Annotated in this window: 15 protein-coding genes; 7 read left to right on the forward strand and 8 right to left on the reverse strand. The window is 60.8% G+C overall.

Annotation, left to right across the window (positions count from 1 at the left end):
* The 6 genes from aroK (at nucleotide 1) to hemE (ending at nucleotide 11,208) form a co-directional block, all read left to right on the forward strand.
* Complete coding sequence (aroK, locus tag ACRRSD_RS17460) at nucleotides 1-519, forward strand: shikimate kinase AroK (RefSeq protein WP_122609103.1); 519 nt, start codon at nucleotides 1-3, stop codon at nucleotides 517-519.
* Nucleotides 520-671: 152 nt separating this feature from the next.
* Nucleotides 672-1,772 carry a 3-dehydroquinate synthase gene (aroB, locus tag ACRRSD_RS17465; protein WP_127925531.1) on the forward strand — a complete coding sequence of 367 codons (1,101 nt, stop codon included), beginning with the start codon at nucleotides 672-674 and terminating at the stop codon, nucleotides 1,770-1,772.
* Nucleotides 1,773-1,782: 10 nt separating this feature from the next.
* Nucleotides 1,783-3,375 (forward strand): AAA family ATPase, encoded by a 1,593-nt coding sequence (locus tag ACRRSD_RS17470; protein ID WP_435034421.1) that lies wholly within the window; start codon nucleotides 1,783-1,785, stop codon nucleotides 3,373-3,375.
* Between the two features lie 615 nt (nucleotides 3,376-3,990).
* Nucleotides 3,991-8,436: a glutamate synthase large subunit gene (gene gltB, locus ACRRSD_RS17475; RefSeq protein WP_435034422.1), complete on the forward strand. Its 4,446-nt coding sequence runs from the start codon at nucleotides 3,991-3,993 to the stop codon at nucleotides 8,434-8,436.
* Nucleotides 8,437-8,469: 33 nt separating this feature from the next.
* A complete protein-coding gene (locus ACRRSD_RS17480; protein ID WP_007909438.1) occupies nucleotides 8,470-9,888 on the forward strand; it encodes an FAD-dependent oxidoreductase in 1,419 nt (472 codons plus the stop codon).
* 252 nt (nucleotides 9,889-10,140) lie between these two features.
* Nucleotides 10,141-11,208, forward strand: coding sequence for a uroporphyrinogen decarboxylase (gene hemE, locus ACRRSD_RS17485; RefSeq protein WP_100846503.1), 1,068 nt, complete (start codon nucleotides 10,141-10,143; stop codon nucleotides 11,206-11,208).
* A gap of 178 nt (nucleotides 11,209-11,386) precedes the next feature.
* On the opposite strand, the gene ACRRSD_RS17490 is transcribed toward hemE, so the two are convergent.
* Nucleotides 11,387-12,661: an MFS transporter gene (locus tag ACRRSD_RS17490; RefSeq protein ID WP_435034423.1), complete on the reverse strand. Its 1,275-nt coding sequence runs from the start codon at nucleotides 12,659-12,661 to the stop codon at nucleotides 11,387-11,389.
* A gap of 118 nt (nucleotides 12,662-12,779) precedes the next feature.
* Here ACRRSD_RS17490 and ACRRSD_RS17495 point away from each other — a divergent pair, with 118 nt between their 5' ends.
* On the forward strand, nucleotides 12,780-13,682 hold the full coding sequence (locus tag ACRRSD_RS17495) for a LysR substrate-binding domain-containing protein (RefSeq protein WP_435034424.1): 903 nt from the start codon (nucleotides 12,780-12,782) through the stop codon (nucleotides 13,680-13,682).
* Nucleotides 13,683-13,786: 104 nt separating this feature from the next.
* Here the strand turns inward: ACRRSD_RS17495 and ACRRSD_RS17500 are convergent, their stop codons facing one another.
* The 7 genes from ACRRSD_RS17500 to ACRRSD_RS17530 all read right to left on the reverse strand — a co-directional run bounded on the left by ACRRSD_RS17500 (nucleotide 13,787) and on the right by ACRRSD_RS17530 (nucleotide 19,720).
* Complete coding sequence (locus tag ACRRSD_RS17500; RefSeq protein ID WP_095120715.1) at nucleotides 13,787-14,224, reverse strand: excinuclease; 438 nt, start codon at nucleotides 14,222-14,224, stop codon at nucleotides 13,787-13,789.
* Nucleotides 14,225-14,834: 610 nt separating this feature from the next.
* Nucleotides 14,835-15,638, reverse strand: coding sequence for a hypothetical protein (locus ACRRSD_RS17505; protein WP_435034425.1), 804 nt, complete (start codon nucleotides 15,636-15,638; stop codon nucleotides 14,835-14,837).
* 25 nt (nucleotides 15,639-15,663) lie between these two features.
* Nucleotides 15,664-16,890, reverse strand: a complete 1,227-nt coding sequence (locus ACRRSD_RS17510; protein ID WP_160055129.1) for a beta-ketoacyl-ACP synthase — start codon at nucleotides 16,888-16,890, stop codon at nucleotides 15,664-15,666.
* Nucleotides 16,890-17,618, reverse strand: a complete 729-nt coding sequence (fabG, locus tag ACRRSD_RS17515; RefSeq protein ID WP_435034426.1) for a 3-oxoacyl-ACP reductase FabG — start codon at nucleotides 17,616-17,618, stop codon at nucleotides 16,890-16,892. Before fabG ends, ACRRSD_RS17510 begins: the two co-directional genes overlap by 1 nt.
* Complete coding sequence (locus ACRRSD_RS17520) at nucleotides 17,611-18,075, reverse strand: hotdog family protein (protein ID WP_435034427.1); 465 nt, start codon at nucleotides 18,073-18,075, stop codon at nucleotides 17,611-17,613. The genes fabG and ACRRSD_RS17520 overlap by 8 nt, the downstream gene beginning before the upstream one ends.
* Nucleotides 18,072-19,268, reverse strand: a complete 1,197-nt coding sequence (locus ACRRSD_RS17525; RefSeq protein ID WP_435034428.1) for a beta-ketoacyl-[acyl-carrier-protein] synthase family protein — start codon at nucleotides 19,266-19,268, stop codon at nucleotides 18,072-18,074. Before ACRRSD_RS17525 ends, ACRRSD_RS17520 begins: the two co-directional genes overlap by 4 nt.
* Nucleotides 19,265-19,720: a hypothetical protein gene (locus ACRRSD_RS17530; RefSeq protein WP_435034429.1), complete on the reverse strand. Its 456-nt coding sequence runs from the start codon at nucleotides 19,718-19,720 to the stop codon at nucleotides 19,265-19,267. Before ACRRSD_RS17530 ends, ACRRSD_RS17525 begins: the two co-directional genes overlap by 4 nt.
* Nucleotides 19,721-19,844: the final 124 nt, after the last annotated feature.

The following is a 19,844-nucleotide window of genomic DNA, read 5'->3' on the forward strand; positions in this document are numbered from 1 at the left end:
GTGCGAAATTTGATTCTTGTAGGACCGATGGGCGCTGGCAAAAGCACCATCGGCCGGTTGCTGGCCAAAGAGCTGCGCCTGCCGTTCAAAGATTCCGACAAGGAAATTGAACTGCGCACGGGCGCCAATATCCCGTGGATCTTCGACAAGGAAGGCGAACCCGGCTTTCGCGACCGTGAGCAGGCGATGATTGCCGAGCTGTGCGCGTTCGATGGCGTGGTGTTGGCGACCGGCGGTGGCGCAGTCATGCGCGATGCCAATCGCAAGGCCCTGTTCGAGGGCGGGCGCGTGGTGTATCTGCACGCCTCCGTCGAACAGCAAGTCGGCCGCACGGCGCGCGATCGCAATCGGCCGCTGCTGCGCACCGCCAATCCGGAGAAAACCCTGCGCGACCTGCTGGCGATCCGCGATCCGCTCTATCGGGAAATCGCCGATCTGGTGGTGGAAACCGACGAACGGCCGCCACGCATGGTGGTGCTCGACATTCTCGATCGTCTGGCGCAACTTCCTCCCCGTTAAAGCATCGCTCGAAATGCGCTATCCTCGGCGTCCTGTCACAGCCCGCCGAGGTTGTGGCGGATGGCGTGCGAGCGGCGTCATACCCGTTACAGGCCGCAGACAACCAATAATTCAGGGCAGGACGCCTGCTTCCATCTTCACTGTGGGGACACATGCAGACACTCAAGGTCGATCTAGGCGAGCGCAGCTACCCGATTCATATTGGCGAAGGTTTGTTGGATCAGCCCGAACTGCTGGCTCCGCATATCCATGGGCGGCAAGTGGCAATCATCTCCAACGAGACCGTTGCGCCGCTCTATCTTGAACGTCTGACCCGTAGCCTGGCGCAGTTCTCGGTTATCTCGGTGGTTTTGCCGGACGGCGAAGCCTTCAAGAACTGGGAAACCCTGCAACTGATCTTCGACGGCCTGCTGACCGCCCGTCATGACCGCCGCACCACCGTGATCGCCCTCGGCGGCGGCGTGATCGGCGACATGGCCGGTTTCGCCGCTGCCTGCTACCAGCGCGGCGTCGACTTCATCCAGATCCCTACGACATTGCTGTCCCAGGTCGATTCGTCGGTGGGCGGCAAGACCGGTATCAACCATCCGCTGGGCAAAAACATGGTCGGCGCGTTCTACCAGCCGAACGTGGTGCTGATCGATACGGCGTCCCTGAAAACCCTGCCAGAGCGTGAGCTGTCCGCCGGTCTGGCCGAGGTCATCAAGTACGGTCTGATCTGTGACGAGCCATTCCTGACCTGGCTTGAAGACAACGTCGATGCCCTGCGTGCGCTGGATCAGAAAGCCCTGACTTATGCCATCGAGCGCTCCTGCGCAGCCAAGGCTGCGGTGGTCGGCGCCGATGAGAAGGAAACCGGTGTGCGCGCCACGCTCAACCTCGGCCACACCTTTGGCCACGCCATCGAGACCCACATGGGCTATGGTGTCTGGTTACACGGGGAAGCGGTCGCGGCTGGCACCGTAATGGCGCTGGAGATGTCTGCGCGTCTCGGCTGGATCAGTGACGCGGAGCGTGATCGCGGCATTCGGCTGTTCCAGCGCGCCGGTCTGCCGGTGGTGCCACCGACTGAAATGACCGAAGCCGATTTTCTTCAACATATGGCAATCGACAAAAAAGTGATCGACGGTCGTCTGCGCCTGGTGCTGCTGCGCCGGATGGGCGAAGCGGTAGTGACCGACGATTATCCGAAAGAGGTTCTACAGGCCACGCTGGGAGCGGATTACCGCGCCCTGGCTCAGCTTAAAGGTTAATAAGATTCCGATGACTAGTTTGCATGCCGACGAGGCGTTCCTCGGCCATTTTCAGTTAAGCCACGACCCGTTCGCGCCGCGTGTGCCGGGCTTCAAGTTCTTCCCGGCTCAGCGCAAGCCGGTGCTGGGTCAACTGCATCATCTGGCGCGTTACAGCCAGTTGTTGCTGGTGGTCACCGGGCCGCAAGGCAGTGGCAAGACTTTGCTGCGTCAGGCGCTGGTCGCCAGCACCAACAAGCAGTCGGTGCAGAGCGTGGTGGTTTCCGCCCGTGGTGCCGGTGATGCCGCTGGCGTGCTGCGCCAGGTTGCGCAGGCGCTGAACGTCGCTCAGGCCGAAGTTGGCGCGATTCTGGATCAAGTGGTGCAACTCGCACTGACCGGCCAGGAAGTCTATCTGTTGGTGGACGACGCCGAGCAGCTTGATGAATCCGCCCTCGAAGCGCTGATGGCGCTGGGTGCCGGCGCACCGGAAGGTCGCCCGCACGTGTTCCTGTTCGGTGAGTCGTCGCTGATCGCTCAGCTCGAGGCGTTGCACCTTGAGGAAGAGCGCTTCCACGTCATCGAACTGCAGCCTTACACCGAAGAAGAGACTCGCGAATATCTCGACCAACGGCTCGAAGGTGCCGGCCGGGGTGTCGAACTTTTCACTGCGGATCAGATCTCTGATATTCACGAAAGTGCCGAGGGCTGGCCGGGCAACATCAACCAGGTCGCTCGCGATGCTCTGATCGAAGTCATGATTGCCAGCCGCTCTGCGGTCAAGCGTCCAAGTATGGGGTTCAACATGCCGAAGAAACACGTATTGGCGATTTCCGCCGTCGTTGTGGTCGCGGTCGCCGCCGCCTGGCTGATGCCGGGTCGCAGCAAGGCGCCGACCACCGGTGCACCGGCCAATGAACAGGCACAGTTGCCATTGGGCCAGGGCGCAGCCAATGGCGGCGCGCCGAACGTCGAGTTCGCCGGTAATACGCAGCCGATGCCGTTGCCGCTGGTCGGCAACTCGCAACCGGTGATGCGCGGTCCGTTGGCCGAAGCGGCCGGTGGCATTACCGAAGGCGACGATGGCGTGCCGCTGGAAGGTTCCAGCGACACCCCGCCAACCGTTACCACTTCTGCGCCGCCTGCGGGCGTTCCGGCCGGCCCTGCGCCGACACCGGTTCCGTTGCCAGCGGCCAAGCCGACTCCAGCGCCGACGCAAGTGGCTACCGCCAAGCCTGCACCGGCAGCGCCAGTGGCCAAACCGGCGCCAGCGCCGGCCAAACCTGTGGTTGCCGCCAAACCGGCCGAGAAGCCGGTTACCGTCGCCAAGGCCGCCGGTGGCAGCTGGTATGCCGGTCAGCCGACAGGCAACTACGTGGTGCAGATCCTTGGCACCAGTTCGGAATCCGCCGCGCAAAACTTCGTCAAAGAGCAGGGCGGCGAGTACCGTTATTTCAAGAAAGTCCTCAACGGCAAGCCGCTTTACGTGATCACCTACGGCAACTTTGCCAATCGTGATGCGGCCGTTTCTGCCATCAAGGCCTTGCCAGCGAAGGTTCAGGCTGGTAAACCTTGGCCTCGCACTGTCGCCAGCGTCCAACAGGAACTGGCAACAACTCGCTGAAGATTCGGCGGCCTTACCCAGGCCGCCTCTCCAAGCACCTCAAAATTTCTACGAGTGCGCGCCGCCTCCAGGGACGGTTGGCGCTTGCTGACGACCGCGACGCCGCCCCTTTTTTTGCTGGGCAAGGCGCGAGGAACGCAGTTTGGTTTTTCCAAATAAGTTCCGAGCAACGCTGCCCAGCGAAAAATGGGGCGCGTCCCTTCGGGTTGCGCGCCAACGTGTGCGAGGCTGCGTTGCGGGATTTGCCAAGGGAACAACCATTGGCAGCATCCCGCGCCTTGCCTCGCACACGTTGGCGTGCAACGCGGTTCGCCAGCAAGCGCCAACCGTCCCTGCGGCCGCGTGCCTTGTGGTGTCTGCGTCACAGTAGTCTTTGAGTCGTTGCGGTCAGAATTTAAAAAAGTTTTGACTAGCACAGCAGATCGTTTTAAACCTTTCACAAATGCGACATGAATTTGCGACAGTTCGTCGTCAAATTTGTGAGCCTCTGTGTCGCTGTGTACAATGACCACCCTTTTGCCCCTGCTAAGCCGGCGTACGTTCGGCGCGGGTTGCAAGTGGTTGAATTGAAAAGAAATTTGCTTCGATAAGAGGCAGCCTGGTGAGAAAGTGTCTATGAAAGCAGGTCTGTACCAACCAGATGAATTCAAGGATAACTGCGGTTTCGGCCTGATAGCTCATATGCAGGGCGAACCCAGTCATACCCTTTTGACAACGGCCATTGAGGCCCTGACCTGCATGACCCACCGCGGTGGGATTAATGCCGACGGCAAGACCGGTGACGGTTGCGGTCTGCTGATTCAGAAGCCTGATGCATTTCTGCGCGCGATTGCCCAGGAAACCTTCAGCGTCGAACTGCCCAAGCAATATGCCGTGGGCATGGTGTTCTTCAACCAGGATCCGGCCAAGGCCGAAGCCGCTCGCGAGAACATGAACCGCGAGATCCTTGCTGAAGGCCTGCAATTGATCGGCTGGCGCAAAGTGCCAATCGACACCAGCGTCCTCGGTCGGCTGGCCCTTGAGCGCCTGCCACAGATCGAGCAGGTGTACATCGGCGGCGAAGGCCTGAGCGATCAGGACATGGCCGTGAAGCTGTTCAGTGCTCGTCGTCGTTCGTCGGTGGCCAACGCCGTCGACTCCGACCACTACATCTGCAGCTTTTCGCACAAGACCATCATCTATAAAGGCCTGATGATGCCGGCCGACCTGGCCGCGTTTTATCCGGACCTGAGCGACGAGCGCCTGCAAACCGCAATCTGTGTGTTTCACCAGCGCTTCTCCACCAACACCCTGCCGAAATGGCCGCTGGCGCAGCCATTCCGCTTCCTCGCCCACAACGGCGAGATCAACACCATTACCGGTAACCGCAACTGGGCACAGGCCCGTCGGACCAAGTTCAGCAATGATCTGATGGATCTGGAAGAACTCGGCCCGCTGGTCAACCGTGTCGGCTCTGACTCATCGAGCATGGACAACATGCTCGAACTGATGGTCACCGGTGGCATCGACCTGTTCCGTGGCGTGCGGATGATCATTCCGCCGGCGTGGCAGAACGTCGAAACCATGGACCCGGATCTGCGTGCGTTCTACGAGTACAACTCGATGCACATGGAGCCGTGGGACGGCCCGGCCGGCGTCGTAATGACCGACGGTCGCTACGCGGTGTGCCTGCTCGACCGTAACGGTCTGCGTCCGGCGCGCTGGGTGACCACCAAAAACGGTTTCATCACCCTCGCCTCGGAAATCGGCGTGTGGAACTACCAGCCGGAAGACGTGCTCGCCAAAGGCCGTGTCGGCCCTGGCCAGATCTTCGCGGTGGACACCGAAACCGGGCAGATCCTCGATACCGATGCGATCGACAACCGTCTGAAATCCCGTCATCCGTACAAGCAATGGCTGCGCAAGAATGCCCTGCGCATCCAGGCGACCATGGAAGACAACGACCATGGTTCGGCGTTTTACGACGTCGATCAGCTCAAGCAATACATGAAGATGTATCAGGTCACGTTCGAAGAGCGTGATCAGGTCCTGCGTCCGCTCGGCGAACAAGGCTACGAAGCCGTCGGTTCGATGGGCGACGACACGCCGATGGCCGTGCTGTCCCAGCGTGTGCGTACGCCGTACGACTATTTCCGCCAGCAGTTCGCGCAGGTCACCAACCCGCCGATCGACCCGCTGCGTGAAGCGATCGTGATGTCGCTGGAAATCTGCCTCGGTGCCGAGCGCAATATTTTCCAGGAGTCGCCGGAACACGCCTCGCGCGTGATCCTCAGCTCGCCGGTGATCTCGCCGGCCAAGTGGCGCTCGCTGATGAACCTCGACCGCCCGGGTTTCGAGCGGCAGATCATCGACCTCAACTACGACGAAAGCGTCGGCCTCGAAGCGGCGATCCGCAACGTTGCCGATCAGGCTGAAGAAGCCGTGCGCGCCGGTCGTACCCAGATCGTTCTGAGCGACCGTCATATCGCCCCGGGCAAGCTGCCGATCCACGCCTCGCTGGCGACCGGTGCAGTGCACCACCGCCTGACCGAAAAAGGCCTGCGTTGCGATTCCAACATCCTCGTTGAAACTGCAACCGCCCGTGACCCGCATCACTTTGCGGTGCTGATCGGTTTCGGCGCCTCGGCGGTCTATCCGTTCCTGGCCTACGAAGTGCTGGGCGACCTGATCCGTACCGGTGAAGTGCTGGGCGACCTCTACGAGGTGTTCAAGAACTACCGCAAAGGCATCACCAAAGGTCTGCTGAAGATCCTCTCGAAGATGGGCATCTCGACCATCGCTTCGTACCGTGGCGCTCAGTTGTTCGAAGCCATCGGTCTGTCCGAAGAAGTCTGCGACCTGAGCTTCCGTGGCGTGCCGAGCCGCATCAAGGGTGCGCGTTTCGTCGACATCGAAGCCGAGCAGAAAGCACTCGCCAGCGAAGCCTGGAGTCCGCGCAAGCCTATCCAGCAGGGCGGTTTGCTGAAGTTCGTCCACGGTGGCGAATATCACGCCTACAACCCGGACGTGGTCAACACCTTGCAAGCCGCCGTGCAGCAGGGCGACTACGCCAAGTTCAAGGAATACACCTCGCTGGTGGACAACCGTCCGGTGTCGATGATCCGCGACCTGTTCAAGGTCAAGACCCTCGACACGCCGCTGGACATCAGTGAAATCGAACCGCTGGAATCGGTGCTCAAGCGCTTCGACTCCGCCGGTATCTCGCTGGGCGCACTGTCGCCGGAAGCGCACGAAGCCCTGGCTGAAGCCATGAACCGCCTCGGTGCGCGTTCGAACTCCGGCGAAGGTGGTGAAGACCCGGCGCGTTACGGCACTATCAAGAGCTCGAAAATCAAGCAGGTCGCCACTGGCCGTTTCGGCGTGACCCCGGAATACCTGGTCAACGCCGAAGTCTTGCAGATCAAGGTCGCGCAAGGCGCCAAACCGGGCGAGGGCGGGCAACTGCCGGGCGGCAAGGTCAACGGTTTGATCGCCAAGCTGCGTTACGCAGTGCCGGGCGTAACGCTGATTTCGCCACCGCCGCACCACGACATCTATTCGATCGAAGATTTGTCGCAACTGATTTTCGACCTGAAGCAAGTCAACCCGAAAGCATTGGTTTCGGTGAAGCTGGTAGCTGAAGCGGGCGTCGGCACCATCGCCGCCGGTGTGGCCAAGGCCTATGCGGACTTGATCACCATCTCCGGCTACGATGGTGGCACCGGTGCTTCGCCGCTGACTTCGATCAAATACGCCGGCGCACCGTGGGAACTCGGCCTCGCTGAAACCCACCAGACCCTGCGCGGCAACGACCTGCGCGGTAAAGTCCGGGTGCAGACCGACGGCGGCCTGAAAACCGGCCTCGACGTGATCAAGGCTGCAATTCTCGGCGCTGAAAGCTTCGGTTTCGGTACTGCGCCGATGATCGCGCTGGGCTGCAAATACCTGCGTATCTGCCACCTGAACAACTGCGCCACCGGCGTTGCGACGCAGAACGAGAAGCTGCGCAAGGATCACTACATCGGTACCGTCGACATGGTGGTGAATTTCTTCACCTACGTTGCCGAAGAAACCCGTGAGTGGCTGGCCAAGCTCGGTGTGCGCTCCCTCGAAGAGCTGATCGGTCGCACCGATCTGCTGGAAATCCTCGAAGGCCAGACCGCCAAGCAAAACCACCTGGACCTGACGCCGCTGTTGGGCAGTGATCACATCCCGGCGGACAAGCCACAGTTCTGCGGTGTTGAGCGCAACCCGCCGTTCGACCAAGGCCTGTTGGCCGAGAAAATGGTCGAGATGGCTTCGTCGGCGATCAACGACATGAGCGGCGCCGAGTTCGACCTGGACATCTGCAACTGCGACCGTTCGATCGGCGCGCGGATCTCCGGCGAAATCGCGCGCAAGCACGGCAACCAAGGGATGGCGAAAGCGCCGATCACCTTCCGCTTCAAAGGCACTGCCGGTCAGAGCTTCGGCGTGTGGAACGCCGGCGGTCTGAACATGTACCTTGAAGGCGACGCCAACGACTACGTCGGCAAAGGCATGACCGGTGGCAAGCTGACCATCGTGCCGCCGAAGGGCAGCGTTTACAAAACTCAGGAAAGCGCCATCATCGGCAACACCTGCCTGTACGGCGCGACCGGCGGCAAGCTGTTCGCCGCCGGCACCGCAGGCGAGCGTTTCGCCGTGCGTAACTCCGGTGCCCACACGGTTGTGGAAGGCACTGGCGATCACTGCTGTGAGTACATGACCGGTGGTTTTGTCTGCGTTCTGGGCAAGACCGGTTACAACTTCGGCTCTGGCATGACCGGTGGTTTCGCCTACGTGCTCGATCAGGACAACACCTTCGTTGACCGGGTCAACCACGAACTGGTGGAAATCCAGCGGATCAGCGGCGAGGCGATGGAAGCCTATCGCAGCCACCTGCAAAACGTGCTGAACGAGTACGTCGCGGAAACCGACAGCGAGTGGGGTCGTGAACTCGCCGAAAACCTCGATGACTACCTGCGCCGTTTCTGGCTGGTCAAGCCTAAGGCTGCCAACCTGAAATCGTTGCTTTCCAGCACTCGTGCCAACCCGCAGTGATATGCGCCTGAAGAGTTTGATGAGGTTTTAACAATGGCTGAACGTCTGAATAACGACTTCCAGTTCATCGATGTCGGGCGCAAAGATCCGAAGAAGAAACTGTTGCGTCAACGCAAGAAAGAGTTCGTCGAAATCTACGAACCGTTCAAACCCCAGCAGTCGGCCGATCAGGCCCACCGCTGCCTGGGTTGCGGCAACCCGTATTGCGAATGGAAGTGCCCGGTGCACAACTTCATTCCCAACTGGTTGAAGCTGGTGGCCGAGGGCAACATCCTTCAGGCCGCCGAGCTGTCGCACCAGACCAACACCCTGCCGGAAGTCTGCGGCCGGGTGTGCCCGCAGGATCGTCTGTGCGAGGGTGCCTGCACCCTTAACGATGGCTTCGGCGCGGTGACCATCGGTTCGGTCGAGAAGTACATCACCGACACCGCGTTCGCCATGGGCTGGCGCCCGGACATGTCCAAGGTCAAACCGACCGGCAAACGTGTCGCGATCATTGGCGCGGGCCCGGCGGGTCTGGGTTGTGCCGACGTGCTGGTACGCGGCGGCGTGACTCCGGTGGTGTTCGACAAGAACCCGGAAATCGGCGGTCTGCTGACCTTCGGCATCCCCGAGTTCAAGCTGGAAAAGACCGTGCTGAGCAATCGTCGCGAAGTCTTCACCGGCATGGGTATCGAGTTCCGTCTGAATACCGAAGTCGGCAAAGACGTGACCATGGAGCAACTGCTCGCCGAATACGATGCGGTGTTCATGGGCATGGGCACTTACACCTACATGAAGGGCGGTTTTGCCGGTGAGGATCTGCCGGGCGTGTATGACGCGCTGGACTTCCTCATCGCCAACGTCAATCGCAACCTGGGCTTTGAAAAGTCGCCGGAAGATTTCGTCGACATGAAAGGCAAAAAGGTCGTGGTACTCGGCGGTGGCGACACGGCGATGGACTGCAACCGCACGTCGATCCGTCAGGGCGCCAAGTCGGTGACCTGTGCTTATCGTCGTGACGAAGCGAACATGCCCGGCTCGCGCAAAGAGGTGAAGAACGCCAAGGAAGAAGGCGTGAAATTCCTCTACAACCGCCAGCCGATCGCTATCGTCGGTGAAGACAAGGTCGAAGGCGTGAAAGTGGTCGAGACCCGTCTCGGCGAGCCGGACGCCCGTGGCCGTCGCAGCCCTGAGCCAATCCCGGGTTCCGAAGAGATCATCCCGGCCGACGCCGTGGTCATCGCCTTCGGCTTCCGCCCGAGCCCGGCGCCGTGGTTCGAACAGTTCGAAATCCAGACCGACAGCCAGGGCCGCGTTGTTGCGCCCGAGCAAGGTCAGTACAAGCACCAGACCAGCAACCCGAAAATCTTCGCCGGTGGCGACATGGTACGCGGTTCCGACCTGGTGGTGACGGCGATCTTCGAAGGCCGCAATGCCGCCGAAGGGATCCTCGACTACCTGGGCGTCTGATTACATTTCAATCTGAAATGCGATCAAAAATGTGGGAGCGAGCCTGCTCGCGATAGCGGTCTGTCAGCCAACTTAAATGTTGGATGTGCCGACCTCTTCGCGAGCAAGCTCGCTCCCACAGTTGTTTTTCAGGGTTGCTGATAATGCATTCCAACGCAGTAAATTGACCCGATAGACAAAAGGCTGACCTGCATCCGTGCCTTTTGCGTCGCGCTCTGAGAAAATGCCCGCACTTTTTTTCCGGATGCCGACATGACTGCCCTGAAGAACGACCGTTTCCTCCGCGCCCTGCTCAAGCAACCCGTTGACGTCACCCCGGTGTGGATGATGCGCCAGGCCGGCCGCTACCTGCCGGAATACCGCGCCAGCCGTGCCCACGCCGGTGATTTCATGAGCCTGTGCATGAATCCGGAATTCGCCTGCGAAGTCACGATGCAACCGCTCGACCGCTATCCACAACTGGACGCGGCGATCCTGTTTTCCGACATCCTCACCATCCCCGATGCCATGGGCCAAGGCCTGTACTTCGAGACCGGTGAAGGTCCGCGCTTCAAGAAAGTCGTCAGCACCCTGGCCGATATCGAAGCCCTGCCGATCCCGGACCCGCACAAGGATCTTGGTTACGTGATGGACGCGGTCAGCACCATCCGTCGCGAGCTGAACGGCCGTGTGCCGTTGATCGGTTTCTCCGGCAGCCCGTGGACCCTCGCGACCTACATGGTCGAAGGCGGCTCGTCGAAAGACTTCCGCAAGACCAAAGCGATGCTCTACGACAACCCGCAAGCCATGCACCTGTTGCTGGATAAACTCGCGCAGTCGGTGACCTCGTACCTCAACGGCCAGATCATGGCTGGCGCGCAAGCGGTGCAGATCTTCGATACCTGGGGCGGCAACCTGTCGGCGGCGGCGTATCAGGAGTTCTCGCTGGCTTACATGAAGAAAATTGTCAGCGGCCTGATCCGCGAACACGACGGTCGCAAAGTGCCGGTGATCCTCTTCACCAAAAACGGTGGCCTGTGGCTGGAAAGCATCGCTGAAGCTGGCGCCGACGCACTGGGTCTGGACTGGACCTGCGACATCGGTAACGCCCGCGCCCGCGTTGGCGACAAGGTTGCGCTGCAAGGCAACATGGACCCGACCGTGCTCTACGCCAAACCGGAAGCGATCCGCACCGAAGTCGGGCGTATTCTGGCCAGCTACGGCAAGGGCAGTGGACATGTGTTCAACCTTGGCCATGGCATCACGCCTGAGGTTGATCCGGAGCATGCCGGTGCGTTCTTGCGTGCGGTGCATGAATTGTCGGCGCAGTATCACGAGTGATCGCCATACCATAAAAAACGCCCGGCTAAATGCCGGGCGTTTTTATTTCCACGATTCAATGTCGGCCGCGGACCAATTGTAGAAGTGAGCCTGCTCGCGATAGCGGTGTGTCAGCCAGTACATTCAGCGACTGACTTACCGCTATCGCGAGCAGGCTCACTCCTACAGGGGTTTTGTGTCAGGCTTTGACACCCTGCAACGGCGGCAACTTCGCCAGCTTCAACGCCACCAACAGCGCGATCAGCAACAACGCTCCGATAAACAAGCCAATCCCGTTCCACCCGCCCAAATGCCAGAACACCCCGCCCGCCGTCCCGGCAATGCTCGACCCGGCGTAATAACTGAACAGATACAACGACGACGCCTGCCCCTTGGCCTTGGTCGCGCGCCGACCGATCCAGCTGCTCGCCACCGAGTGCGCGCCGAAGAAGCCGAACGTGAAGATCAACATGCCGACAATCACCAGCGGCAGCGGCGTAAATATCGTCAATGCAAGACCCGCAAACATCAGTGCAATGGTCGCCCACAGCACTTTGCGTCGCCCCAGTTTGTCCGCCAGCGAACCAATCTTCGCCGAACTGTAGATCCCCGACAGATACACCACCGATAGCAAACCCACGAACACCTGATCGAGGTTGTACGGCGCGGCCAGCAAGCGATAACCGATGTAGTTGAACAGCGTGACGAACGCGCCCATCAACAGAAACGCTTCAAGAAACAGCAACGGCAGACCGGCATCGCGAAAATGCATGGTGAAGCCGTCAAGCAAGCTGCGCGGGTGCAGTGAGCGCGAGCGGAAGTTGCGCGATTCGGGAAGGATTTTCCAGAACACCGCCGCGGCAATCATCGCCAGACCACCGATCACCAGCATCGCCGTGTGCCAGCTGACGAAGTCGATCAACACGCCGGTGATCAAGCGTCCGCTCATCCCGCCAATCGCGTTGCCGCCGATGTACAAGCCCATTGCCAGGCCAATGTGTTGCGGATGGATCTCTTCGCTCAGATAAGTCATTGCCACCGCCGCCAAACCGCTCAGCGATAACCCGATCAGTGCTCGCATGATCAGCACGCCTTGCCAACTCGGCATCATTGCACTGGCCATGGTGCACAGCGCTGCCGCGAACAGCGCGGTCACCATCACCGGTTTGCGTCCGACCCGATCGGAAATCGGCCCGGTAATCAGCAGGCCGATGGCGAGCATGCCGGTGGCCACCGAGAGGATCAGGCTGCTCTGCGCCGCGTTGATTCCGTACTCGTGGGATAGCAGCGGCATCATCGGCTGCACGCAATACAGCAGGGCAAACGTCGCGAAACCGCCGCTGAACAGCGCCAGCACCGTGCGCATGAACATCGGCGTGCCTTTTTCGATGTAGATCTCTTGCAGCTCGGCGACGACATCGTCCGCTGCGGCAGGCGGGACTTCATGGGCTAGGGGCGCGACAGCAGTTTTCACTTCAGACCTCGGAGGGCACGGCCAGGCAGGCAATGAAAAAATCATATAGCTGGCTAATGTTTCTATCCAATATATTGTTCGACCTGTTTGATAGCTTTAACGACCTAATGGGGTTTCCATGGAATTGCGTCATCTGCGCTACTTCATCGCCGTCGCCGAGGAACTGCACTTCGGCCGCGCGGCACAGGTGCTGGGCATCTCGCAGCCACCGCTGAGCCAACAGATTCAGGCGCTGGAGCAAGAGGTTGGCGCGCGGTTGTTCGAGCGCACCAATCGTCGGGTCGAGCTGAGTGAGGCCGGGCGGTTGTTTCTGGAGGAGGCGCGGCTGGTCCTGGCGCAGGTCGATAAGGCGGCGGACGTCGCCCGGCGTGCGCAACTCGGTGAATTGGGCGAGTTGAAGATTGGTTTCACCTCGTCGGCGCCGTTCAACTCAACGATTCCGCAGGCAATCTTTTCCTTTCGTCAGCGCTTTCCGGCGGTGCACCTCAACCTGCGTGAGATGAGCAGCACACAAGTTGCCGAAGGTCTCGTGGATGAGTCGATCGAGGTCGGCATCATGCGCCCGCTGGGTTTGCCGGATTCGCTGAGTGTGGTGGAGTTGATGCGTGAGCCGCTGGTCGCCGTGCTCGGTTCCAAGCACCCATTGGCACAGGGCAGTGAAGAAGGGCTGTTCCTCTCGGCGCTGGCGCTGGAGCCTTTCGTGTTCTTTCCGCGCAGCTACGGCAGCGGGCTATATGCGCAATTGCTGGGTCTGGCGCGCGATGCCGGGTTCAGCCCGCACTTCGCCCAAGAGGCGGGTGAGGCCATGACCATCATCGGTCTGGTCGCAGCGGGGCTTGGAGTTTCGGTGCTGCCGGCGTCCTATCAGCGGATGCGCATCGACGGCGTGGTCTATCGCCCGTTGCTCGATCCGGAGGCGGTGTCGGCGGTGTGGCTGGTGCAGCGCAAGGATCAGAAGTCACCGATGGCCAAGGCTTTCGTAGATTTGCTTACGCGCAAGGTCGAACCTTCAAAGGCGTGATTGCTGCGCAATCAAATCGCGAGCAGGCTCGCTCCCACCTTGGAATGCGTTCCCCTGTGGGAGCGAGCCTGCTCGCGAAGACGTCCGCTCAAACACCATTCAATTCAGGGCAACCGCACCAAATCCCCCTTCAACGCCACCCGCGTGACAAAAATCCCCGCCCGGCACTCGTATGTATTCAAATCCTTGCGCACATGCTGGTCGTAGTAACTGACGATATTCACCACCGCATTCGCCCCGACCCGTTTGGCATCGGCCTGCAACTTGATCAGATTCGACTGCAACACCCACTCGCAGGAGTTGTGGTCACTCTTGTTGAATCCATTGGTCTTCAAATCGCTGACCACCCCTCGGCGCAACAACTGCTGTGTCCCCTGCGGCCCATTGCCGAGCAGATAGAACTTCACACTGCCATCCAGCCGCCCGGCACGAATCGCGTCCGACAGCACGGTTTCGAAGGGCATGTACATCAGGTTGGTTGCGTGGCTGGCGCTGGGCAGTAGCGCGAAAAGCGCAGCGGCGATCAGGGCTTTCACTTGCATGGTCATCTCCTTGACGGTGAAAGAGAACCGCGAGTGCAGGGCTGATAGGCTCGCCGTTCCATCAGGCGCGGTGCGACGGCCTGTCCGGACGAGTGTAGAGCTGAAATGAGCAGGGCGCCGAATGGTGCCCTTGTGGCGAGAAAATTTATCTTCGCTTGATCGCGGATTTGAGGTGATTGCGATCTGGACTACACAAGGTCAGTGCATTCCCTACGAAAACTTCAGAAGTGAGTGCCTTGTGTGAATAACCTAAGGACGTTAGTTTTCTTAACGCCAGAAATCATCAAGAAAAAACATGATCGAAAAATTCACGAACTGGGACTCAATCGATTATTTGAAAACTGAAGAGGACTTGGTGACCTATCTTGAGATTTGCCTGGATGAAGCAGGGGGGAGATCTTCGGTTCATCGCCAAAGTGCATGGGACGATTGCCCGTGCCCGCCTCAGGATGTTGGGCAACGCCCCAAAATATTCCCGCAAGGGGCTTGTGAGACTCTGAGGATCCTGGGCGACCAGCCATCGCAGAGCCAGACAGGTGATCGGCGATGACAAGCCAACCTGCTTGTGAAAGGGCGCCGAATGGCGCCCTTTGTCGTTTCTACAATCCCATCAATCCACATGCGCCAAATCACCGCGCAGCGCCACGCTCGACACCACCAGCCCGGCACGGCACTGGAATTTCTCAGTGTCCTTGTACAGGTCACGCTGGTCGACGCTGGCGATGTTGATCACCGCGTTGGCGTCGGCGTTCTTCGCGGCGTTCTGCAGGGTCGCCAGCGCCGATTGCAGGGCCCAGAAGCACGCGTCTTCGTCGGATTTGTTCGAGCCGTTGGTTTTGCGGCTGCTGCTCACGGTGTCGAGTTTGCGCACCTGTTTCGGCAGGGTTTCGCCGGCCAGGTAGAACTTCACGCTGCCGTCGAGCAGGCCGGCGTCGGTGGCGCGTTTGACGCCTTCACGGAAGCTCAGGTAGGTCGGCTCGTCGGCGCCCTGTTTGATGATGCCGAGGTTGTTGACTGCTTCGATGTCCGGGTTGATCGACAGCTCCTTGAGCACGTTATCGCGCAGGCGGTTGACCCAGCGGTTGTAGTTGCCGTGGATCTTGCCGTCCTTGGCGTCGAGGCCGTAGCTGCTGCGGTAGTCGATTTCAAACGAAGTCGGGGTGAACGGAATATCGACTTCGGCGTGATGGCGACCGCGTACGGTGATCGCCGCTTTGATCATCCCCGGACGTACCGACTGCACGACCCACTGGCGATCATTCAGCGCAGTGACGATGGCGCGGCTCATCTGTTGCTGGGTGAAACCGAGGTTGGGCGAGAACTCTTCCTTGGCGTTGTAAACCGGTTTGCTGGTGCAACCGCCGAGCACAAAAGCCAGTGCCAACAGAGCGGCGATGCGGTGAAACTGAGTCATTCCCTTCACTCCAAAGGTGTTGCGGTCAGTGCCAGCGGCGGAAAATCAACGAGGTGTTGACGCCACCAAAAGCGAAATTGTTGTTCATCACGTAGTCGTGATGCATCTGGCGGAATTCGCCGCGCAGGTAATCGAGTTTGCCGCAGTGCGGATCGACCTCGTCGAGGTTGAACGTGTGCACGTACAGGTCGCGGTTCATCATCTCGATGCTGAACCACGACTCCAGCGCGCCGCAGGCCCCGAGGGTATGGCCGAGGAAACTCTTCTGCGAGCTGATCGGCATGCGTTCGCCAAACAAACTGCTGGTCGCCAGTGTTTCGGCAATGTCGCCCTGTTCTGTAGCGGTGCCGTGGCCATTTACATAACCGATGGCATCCGGCGTCAGGCCGGCGTCTTCCAGCGCCAGTTCCATGGCGCGGCGCATGGTCACTTGCTCCGGACGCGTGGTGTGCTGGCCGTCGGCGTTACTGCCGAAACCGACAATCTCGGCGTGGATGTGCGCACCGCGCGCCAGAGCATGTTCCAGCTCTTCAAGGACGAGCATGCCGCCACCTTCACCGATCACCAGGCCATCGCGGCCCTTGTCGTATGGGCGCGGGCTGGTCTGCGGCGCATCGTTTTTCAGGCTGGTGGCGTAGAGCGCGTCGAAGACCATGGCCTCGGTCGGGCACAGCTCTTCGGCGCCACCGGCGAGCATCAACGGCAGGCGGCCGAACTTGATCGCCTCGTAGGCGTAACCGATGCCTTGGCTGCCGCTGGTGCAGGCGCTGGACGTCGGGATCAAACGACCGGTGAGGCCAAAGAAGATGCTGATGTTGGCGGCGGTGGTGTGCGGCATCATCCGCACGTAGGAGTTGGCGTTTAGGCCTTCGGCGACCGAGTTGAGCAGCATGTTGCCGAACGCTTTGATCTCATCGGTGCTGCCAGTGGACGAGCCGCACGCGACGCCCATGCGGCCGTCCTTGATCGACTCGTCACCGAGCAAACCGGCGTCCGCCAGGGCTTTTTCCGCCGCACCGACCGCCAGCCGCGACACTCGGCCCATGCTGCGCAATTGCTTGCGCGTCCAGTGCGCGGGCACTGCAAAATCATCGATCGGCCCGGCCAGGCGCGTGTTGAGTTCGCTGAAACGATCCCACTCGTCCATCCGGCGAATGCCGCTGCGGTTAGCCGCGAAGTTGCCGGCGATGGTCTGCCAGTCGCTGCCCAGCGAGGTAATGCCGGCCATGCCGGTGACGACGACGCGCTTCATCAGCACAAGCCTCCGTTGACCGCCAGAACCTGACGGGTGATGTACGAGGCTTCCGCCGACATCAGGAAATTCACCGCACTGGCGACCTCTTCCGGGGTACCCATGCGTTGCGCGGGGATCATTTTCATCAATTCTTCCACCGGCACGTTTTCATCCAGCATCGCCGTGTCGATCAGGCCCGGTGCGACGCAGTTAACCGTGATTTTGCGCTTGCCCAGCTCGATCGCCAACGCTTTTGCCGCGCCGATCACGCCAGCCTTGGAAGCGCTGTAGTTGACCTGGCCACGGTTGCCGATCAGCCCCGACACCGAGGTGATGCAGACAATGCGACCCGCGGCGCGACGGCGGATCATCGGCATCATCACCGGGTGCAGCACGTTGTAGAACCCGTCGAGGTTGGTACGCAGCACCACATCCCAATCGTCATCGCTCAGCGCCGGAAACGCGCCGTCGCGGGTCAGCCCGGCATTGAGCACCACGCCGTAATAGGCGCCATGGCTTTCGACGTCGGCTTCCAGAATGGTTTTGCAGGTTTCGCGGTCGGCGACGTCGAATTGCAGGATGCGCGCCTTGCGCTCCAGTGCTTCGATTTCAGCCTGAACGGCTTGTGCGTCGGCCACGCCGCTGCGGCAATGCAGGACGATGTCATGCCCGGCTTGGGCCAGGCGCAAAGCAATGGCGCGGCCGATGCCACGGCTGGAGCCGGTGACCAGTACGGATTCAGTCATGGTTCGACTCCTGTGTCTGTTGCAGATATTGAGTAACCTGGGGCGGACGGAACACGTTCAGCCGCGCGCTGGCGTGGATGCCAGCGCCGTTGATATGGCATTCGAAGACGCCCATGCCGTTGTCGTCTTCCAGCGAGCGCAGACCATGGATGGTCAGTTCGCTGCCGGCGGGAAAGGCTTCGACGTTGCACTCGAACTTGCGTGTGCCGAGCAGAAAGCCCAGCTCCACCGGGTTGCCTTTCTGGCGCGCGTGGCAACCGGCAAACGCGGCAACGCTTTGCGCCATCAGCTCAATGCCGACCCAGGCTGGGAGGCTGCCGTCGGGCAGGTTGAACAGGCCATCAGGCTTGACCGTGAGCCGGGTGTAAATCTGCTCGTCGTCAAAGCTTGTGATGCTGTCGATCAGAATCATGTCGCCCGCATGGGGCAGCAGTTCGGCGAGCGGCCAATCAGTCATGGGGCGTCTCCGATAATCAGGCTGACGTTGTTGCCGCCGAAGGCAAACGAGTTGCTCATCAGGTAGCGGGGTGCAATGGACGTCAGGCGCTCGTTCGCGGTCACCCAGCGCAACGGCGGCAACGCGGGATCGGCTTGAGCGTCCCAGACGTGCGGCGGCAAGGCGTGAGCGGGGTTGTCGGCGCTCAGGCTCAACCAGCAGAACGCCGCTTCCAGCGCGCCGGCCGCGCCGAGGGTGTGGCCGGTCATCGGTTTGCTCGACGAGCAAGCCACGCCTGCGGGAAACAGCGTGGCAACCGCGAAGCTTTCCATGGCGTCGTTATGCTGAGTAGCAGTGCCGTGCAGGTTCAGGTAGTTGATCTGCGCCGCTTGCAGGTGCGCGCGGTTCAAGGCTTTCTGCATGGCTTGCAGGGCGCCGCGCCCGGTCGGCTCAGGGGCGGAAATATGATGGGCGTCGGAACTGGCGCCGGCGCCGAGCAAGGCAATGGCCGGGCCGTCGCCCTGTTGTTTGCTCATCACGAACAGCACCGCCGCTTCGCCGATATTGATACCGCTGCGGTTGGCCGAGAATGGATTGCAGCGCTCGTCGGACATCGCTTCGAGTGACGAGAAACCGTTGAGGGTCAGTTTGCACAAACTGTCGACGCCGCCGCACAGCACCGCATCGCACACGCCCAGGTCGAGCAAACGCTGAGCGCTCATCAGTGCACGGGCGCTGGAGGTGCATGCCGTGGAAATCACATACGCCGGGCCGCTCAGTTGCAGCCAATCGGCGAGGAAATTGGCCGGGGCGCCGAGTTCCTGTTGCCGATAGTCGTACTCGGCGGGGAACCGCTGCTCGCGAATATAATGCGCCAGACTACGGCTGGCCTCGTCGATACCCGAGGTGCTGGTGCCGAGCACCACGCCGATGCGCTCGCGACCGAACCGCTGGATGGCTTGATCAATGTCATCGCGAATCTGCAACGCCGCTTCCAGCAACAGCTGATTATTGCGGCTGCGCTGATCGGCGAGTTCTGCCGGGATCGGCGCCAGTTCGCCGTGGACGGCGGCCACCGGCAGCTCACGCTCCGGCACCCAACCGGACTCGCGGCGCATGCCCGAGCAGTCGCCGGCGAACAGTTTGCGCGCGACGGTTTGCTTGTCGCGGCCAAGGGCGCAGATCACGCCGAGGGCATTCAGATAAGCGGTCATGGCGTCGGTTTACCCAGCGGAGAAACGCGGTAGTGCGGGCCTTGAGGCAGGTTCAATTCGAAGCTCAACGGTTGTGAATAGTGGATATCCCAACGCGCCGGCAGAGAACGTTGCTGTCCCTGTTGTTGCGCGGCGGGGTAATTGCGCAGCAGTTCGCCGGACGGGGTCAGAGCGAACAACAGCGCGGCAAACAATTCCCGGGCTTCCGGGTTCGGCGGCAGCAGCCCATCGGCCTGCCAATGTCCGTCAATCAGTTGCTGCCGCGCCTGGGGAATGCCCAGCGGGTCCATCATCGACCAGCGGATGCCCGGGCCTTCGCGCTGGATCACCAGCAGCCAGTCCTGGCGTTGCCCGGCTTGCTGGCGTTCGATGTGCAATTGCAGCGGCAGCGGCAATGTCGGGTTGCTCGCCGGTAGCGGCGCCTGGCTGGCACAGGCACTTAACAAAAGCATCAAACCGACCACAAAAAGTCGCCACACCGCGGACACTGTGGGAGCGAGCCTGCTCGCGAAGATGCCGGCACATTCAACAAAGAGGCTGGCTGACCCACCGCTTTCGCGAGCAGGCTCGCTCCCA

Origin of the sequence: Pseudomonas neuropathica (assembly GCF_051174785.1) — a bacterium.
GTDB lineage: Bacteria > Pseudomonadota > Gammaproteobacteria > Pseudomonadales > Pseudomonadaceae > Aquipseudomonas > Aquipseudomonas neuropathica_A.

Excerpts from the sequence above, each read along its gene's own strand:
- aroB (WP_127925531.1), top strand. The coding sequence starts at position 672 with ATGCAGACACTCAAGGTCGATCTAGGCGAGCGCAGCTACCCGATTCAT.
- ACRRSD_RS17470 (WP_435034421.1), top strand. The coding sequence starts at position 1,783 with ATGACTAGTTTGCATGCCGACGAGGCGTTCCTCGGCCATTTTCAGTTA.
- gltB (WP_435034422.1), top strand. The coding sequence starts at position 3,991 with ATGAAAGCAGGTCTGTACCAACCAGATGAATTCAAGGATAACTGCGGT.
- ACRRSD_RS17480 (WP_007909438.1), top strand. The coding sequence starts at position 8,470 with ATGGCTGAACGTCTGAATAACGACTTCCAGTTCATCGATGTCGGGCGC.
- hemE (WP_100846503.1), top strand. The coding sequence starts at position 10,141 with ATGACTGCCCTGAAGAACGACCGTTTCCTCCGCGCCCTGCTCAAGCAA.
- ACRRSD_RS17495 (WP_435034424.1), top strand. The coding sequence starts at position 12,780 with ATGGAATTGCGTCATCTGCGCTACTTCATCGCCGTCGCCGAGGAACTG.
- ACRRSD_RS17500 (WP_095120715.1), bottom strand. The coding sequence starts at position 14,224 with ATGCAAGTGAAAGCCCTGATCGCCGCTGCGCTTTTCGCGCTACTGCCC.
- ACRRSD_RS17505 (WP_435034425.1), bottom strand. The coding sequence starts at position 15,638 with ATGACTCAGTTTCACCGCATCGCCGCTCTGTTGGCACTGGCTTTTGTG.
- ACRRSD_RS17510 (WP_160055129.1), bottom strand. The coding sequence starts at position 16,890 with ATGAAGCGCGTCGTCGTCACCGGCATGGCCGGCATTACCTCGCTGGGC.
- fabG (WP_435034426.1), bottom strand. The coding sequence starts at position 17,618 with ATGACTGAATCCGTACTGGTCACCGGCTCCAGCCGTGGCATCGGCCGC.
- ACRRSD_RS17520 (WP_435034427.1), bottom strand. The coding sequence starts at position 18,075 with ATGACTGATTGGCCGCTCGCCGAACTGCTGCCCCATGCGGGCGACATG.
- ACRRSD_RS17525 (WP_435034428.1), bottom strand. The coding sequence starts at position 19,268 with ATGACCGCTTATCTGAATGCCCTCGGCGTGATCTGCGCCCTTGGCCGC.
- ACRRSD_RS17530 (WP_435034429.1), bottom strand. The coding sequence starts at position 19,720 with ATGCTTTTGTTAAGTGCCTGTGCCAGCCAGGCGCCGCTACCGGCGAGC.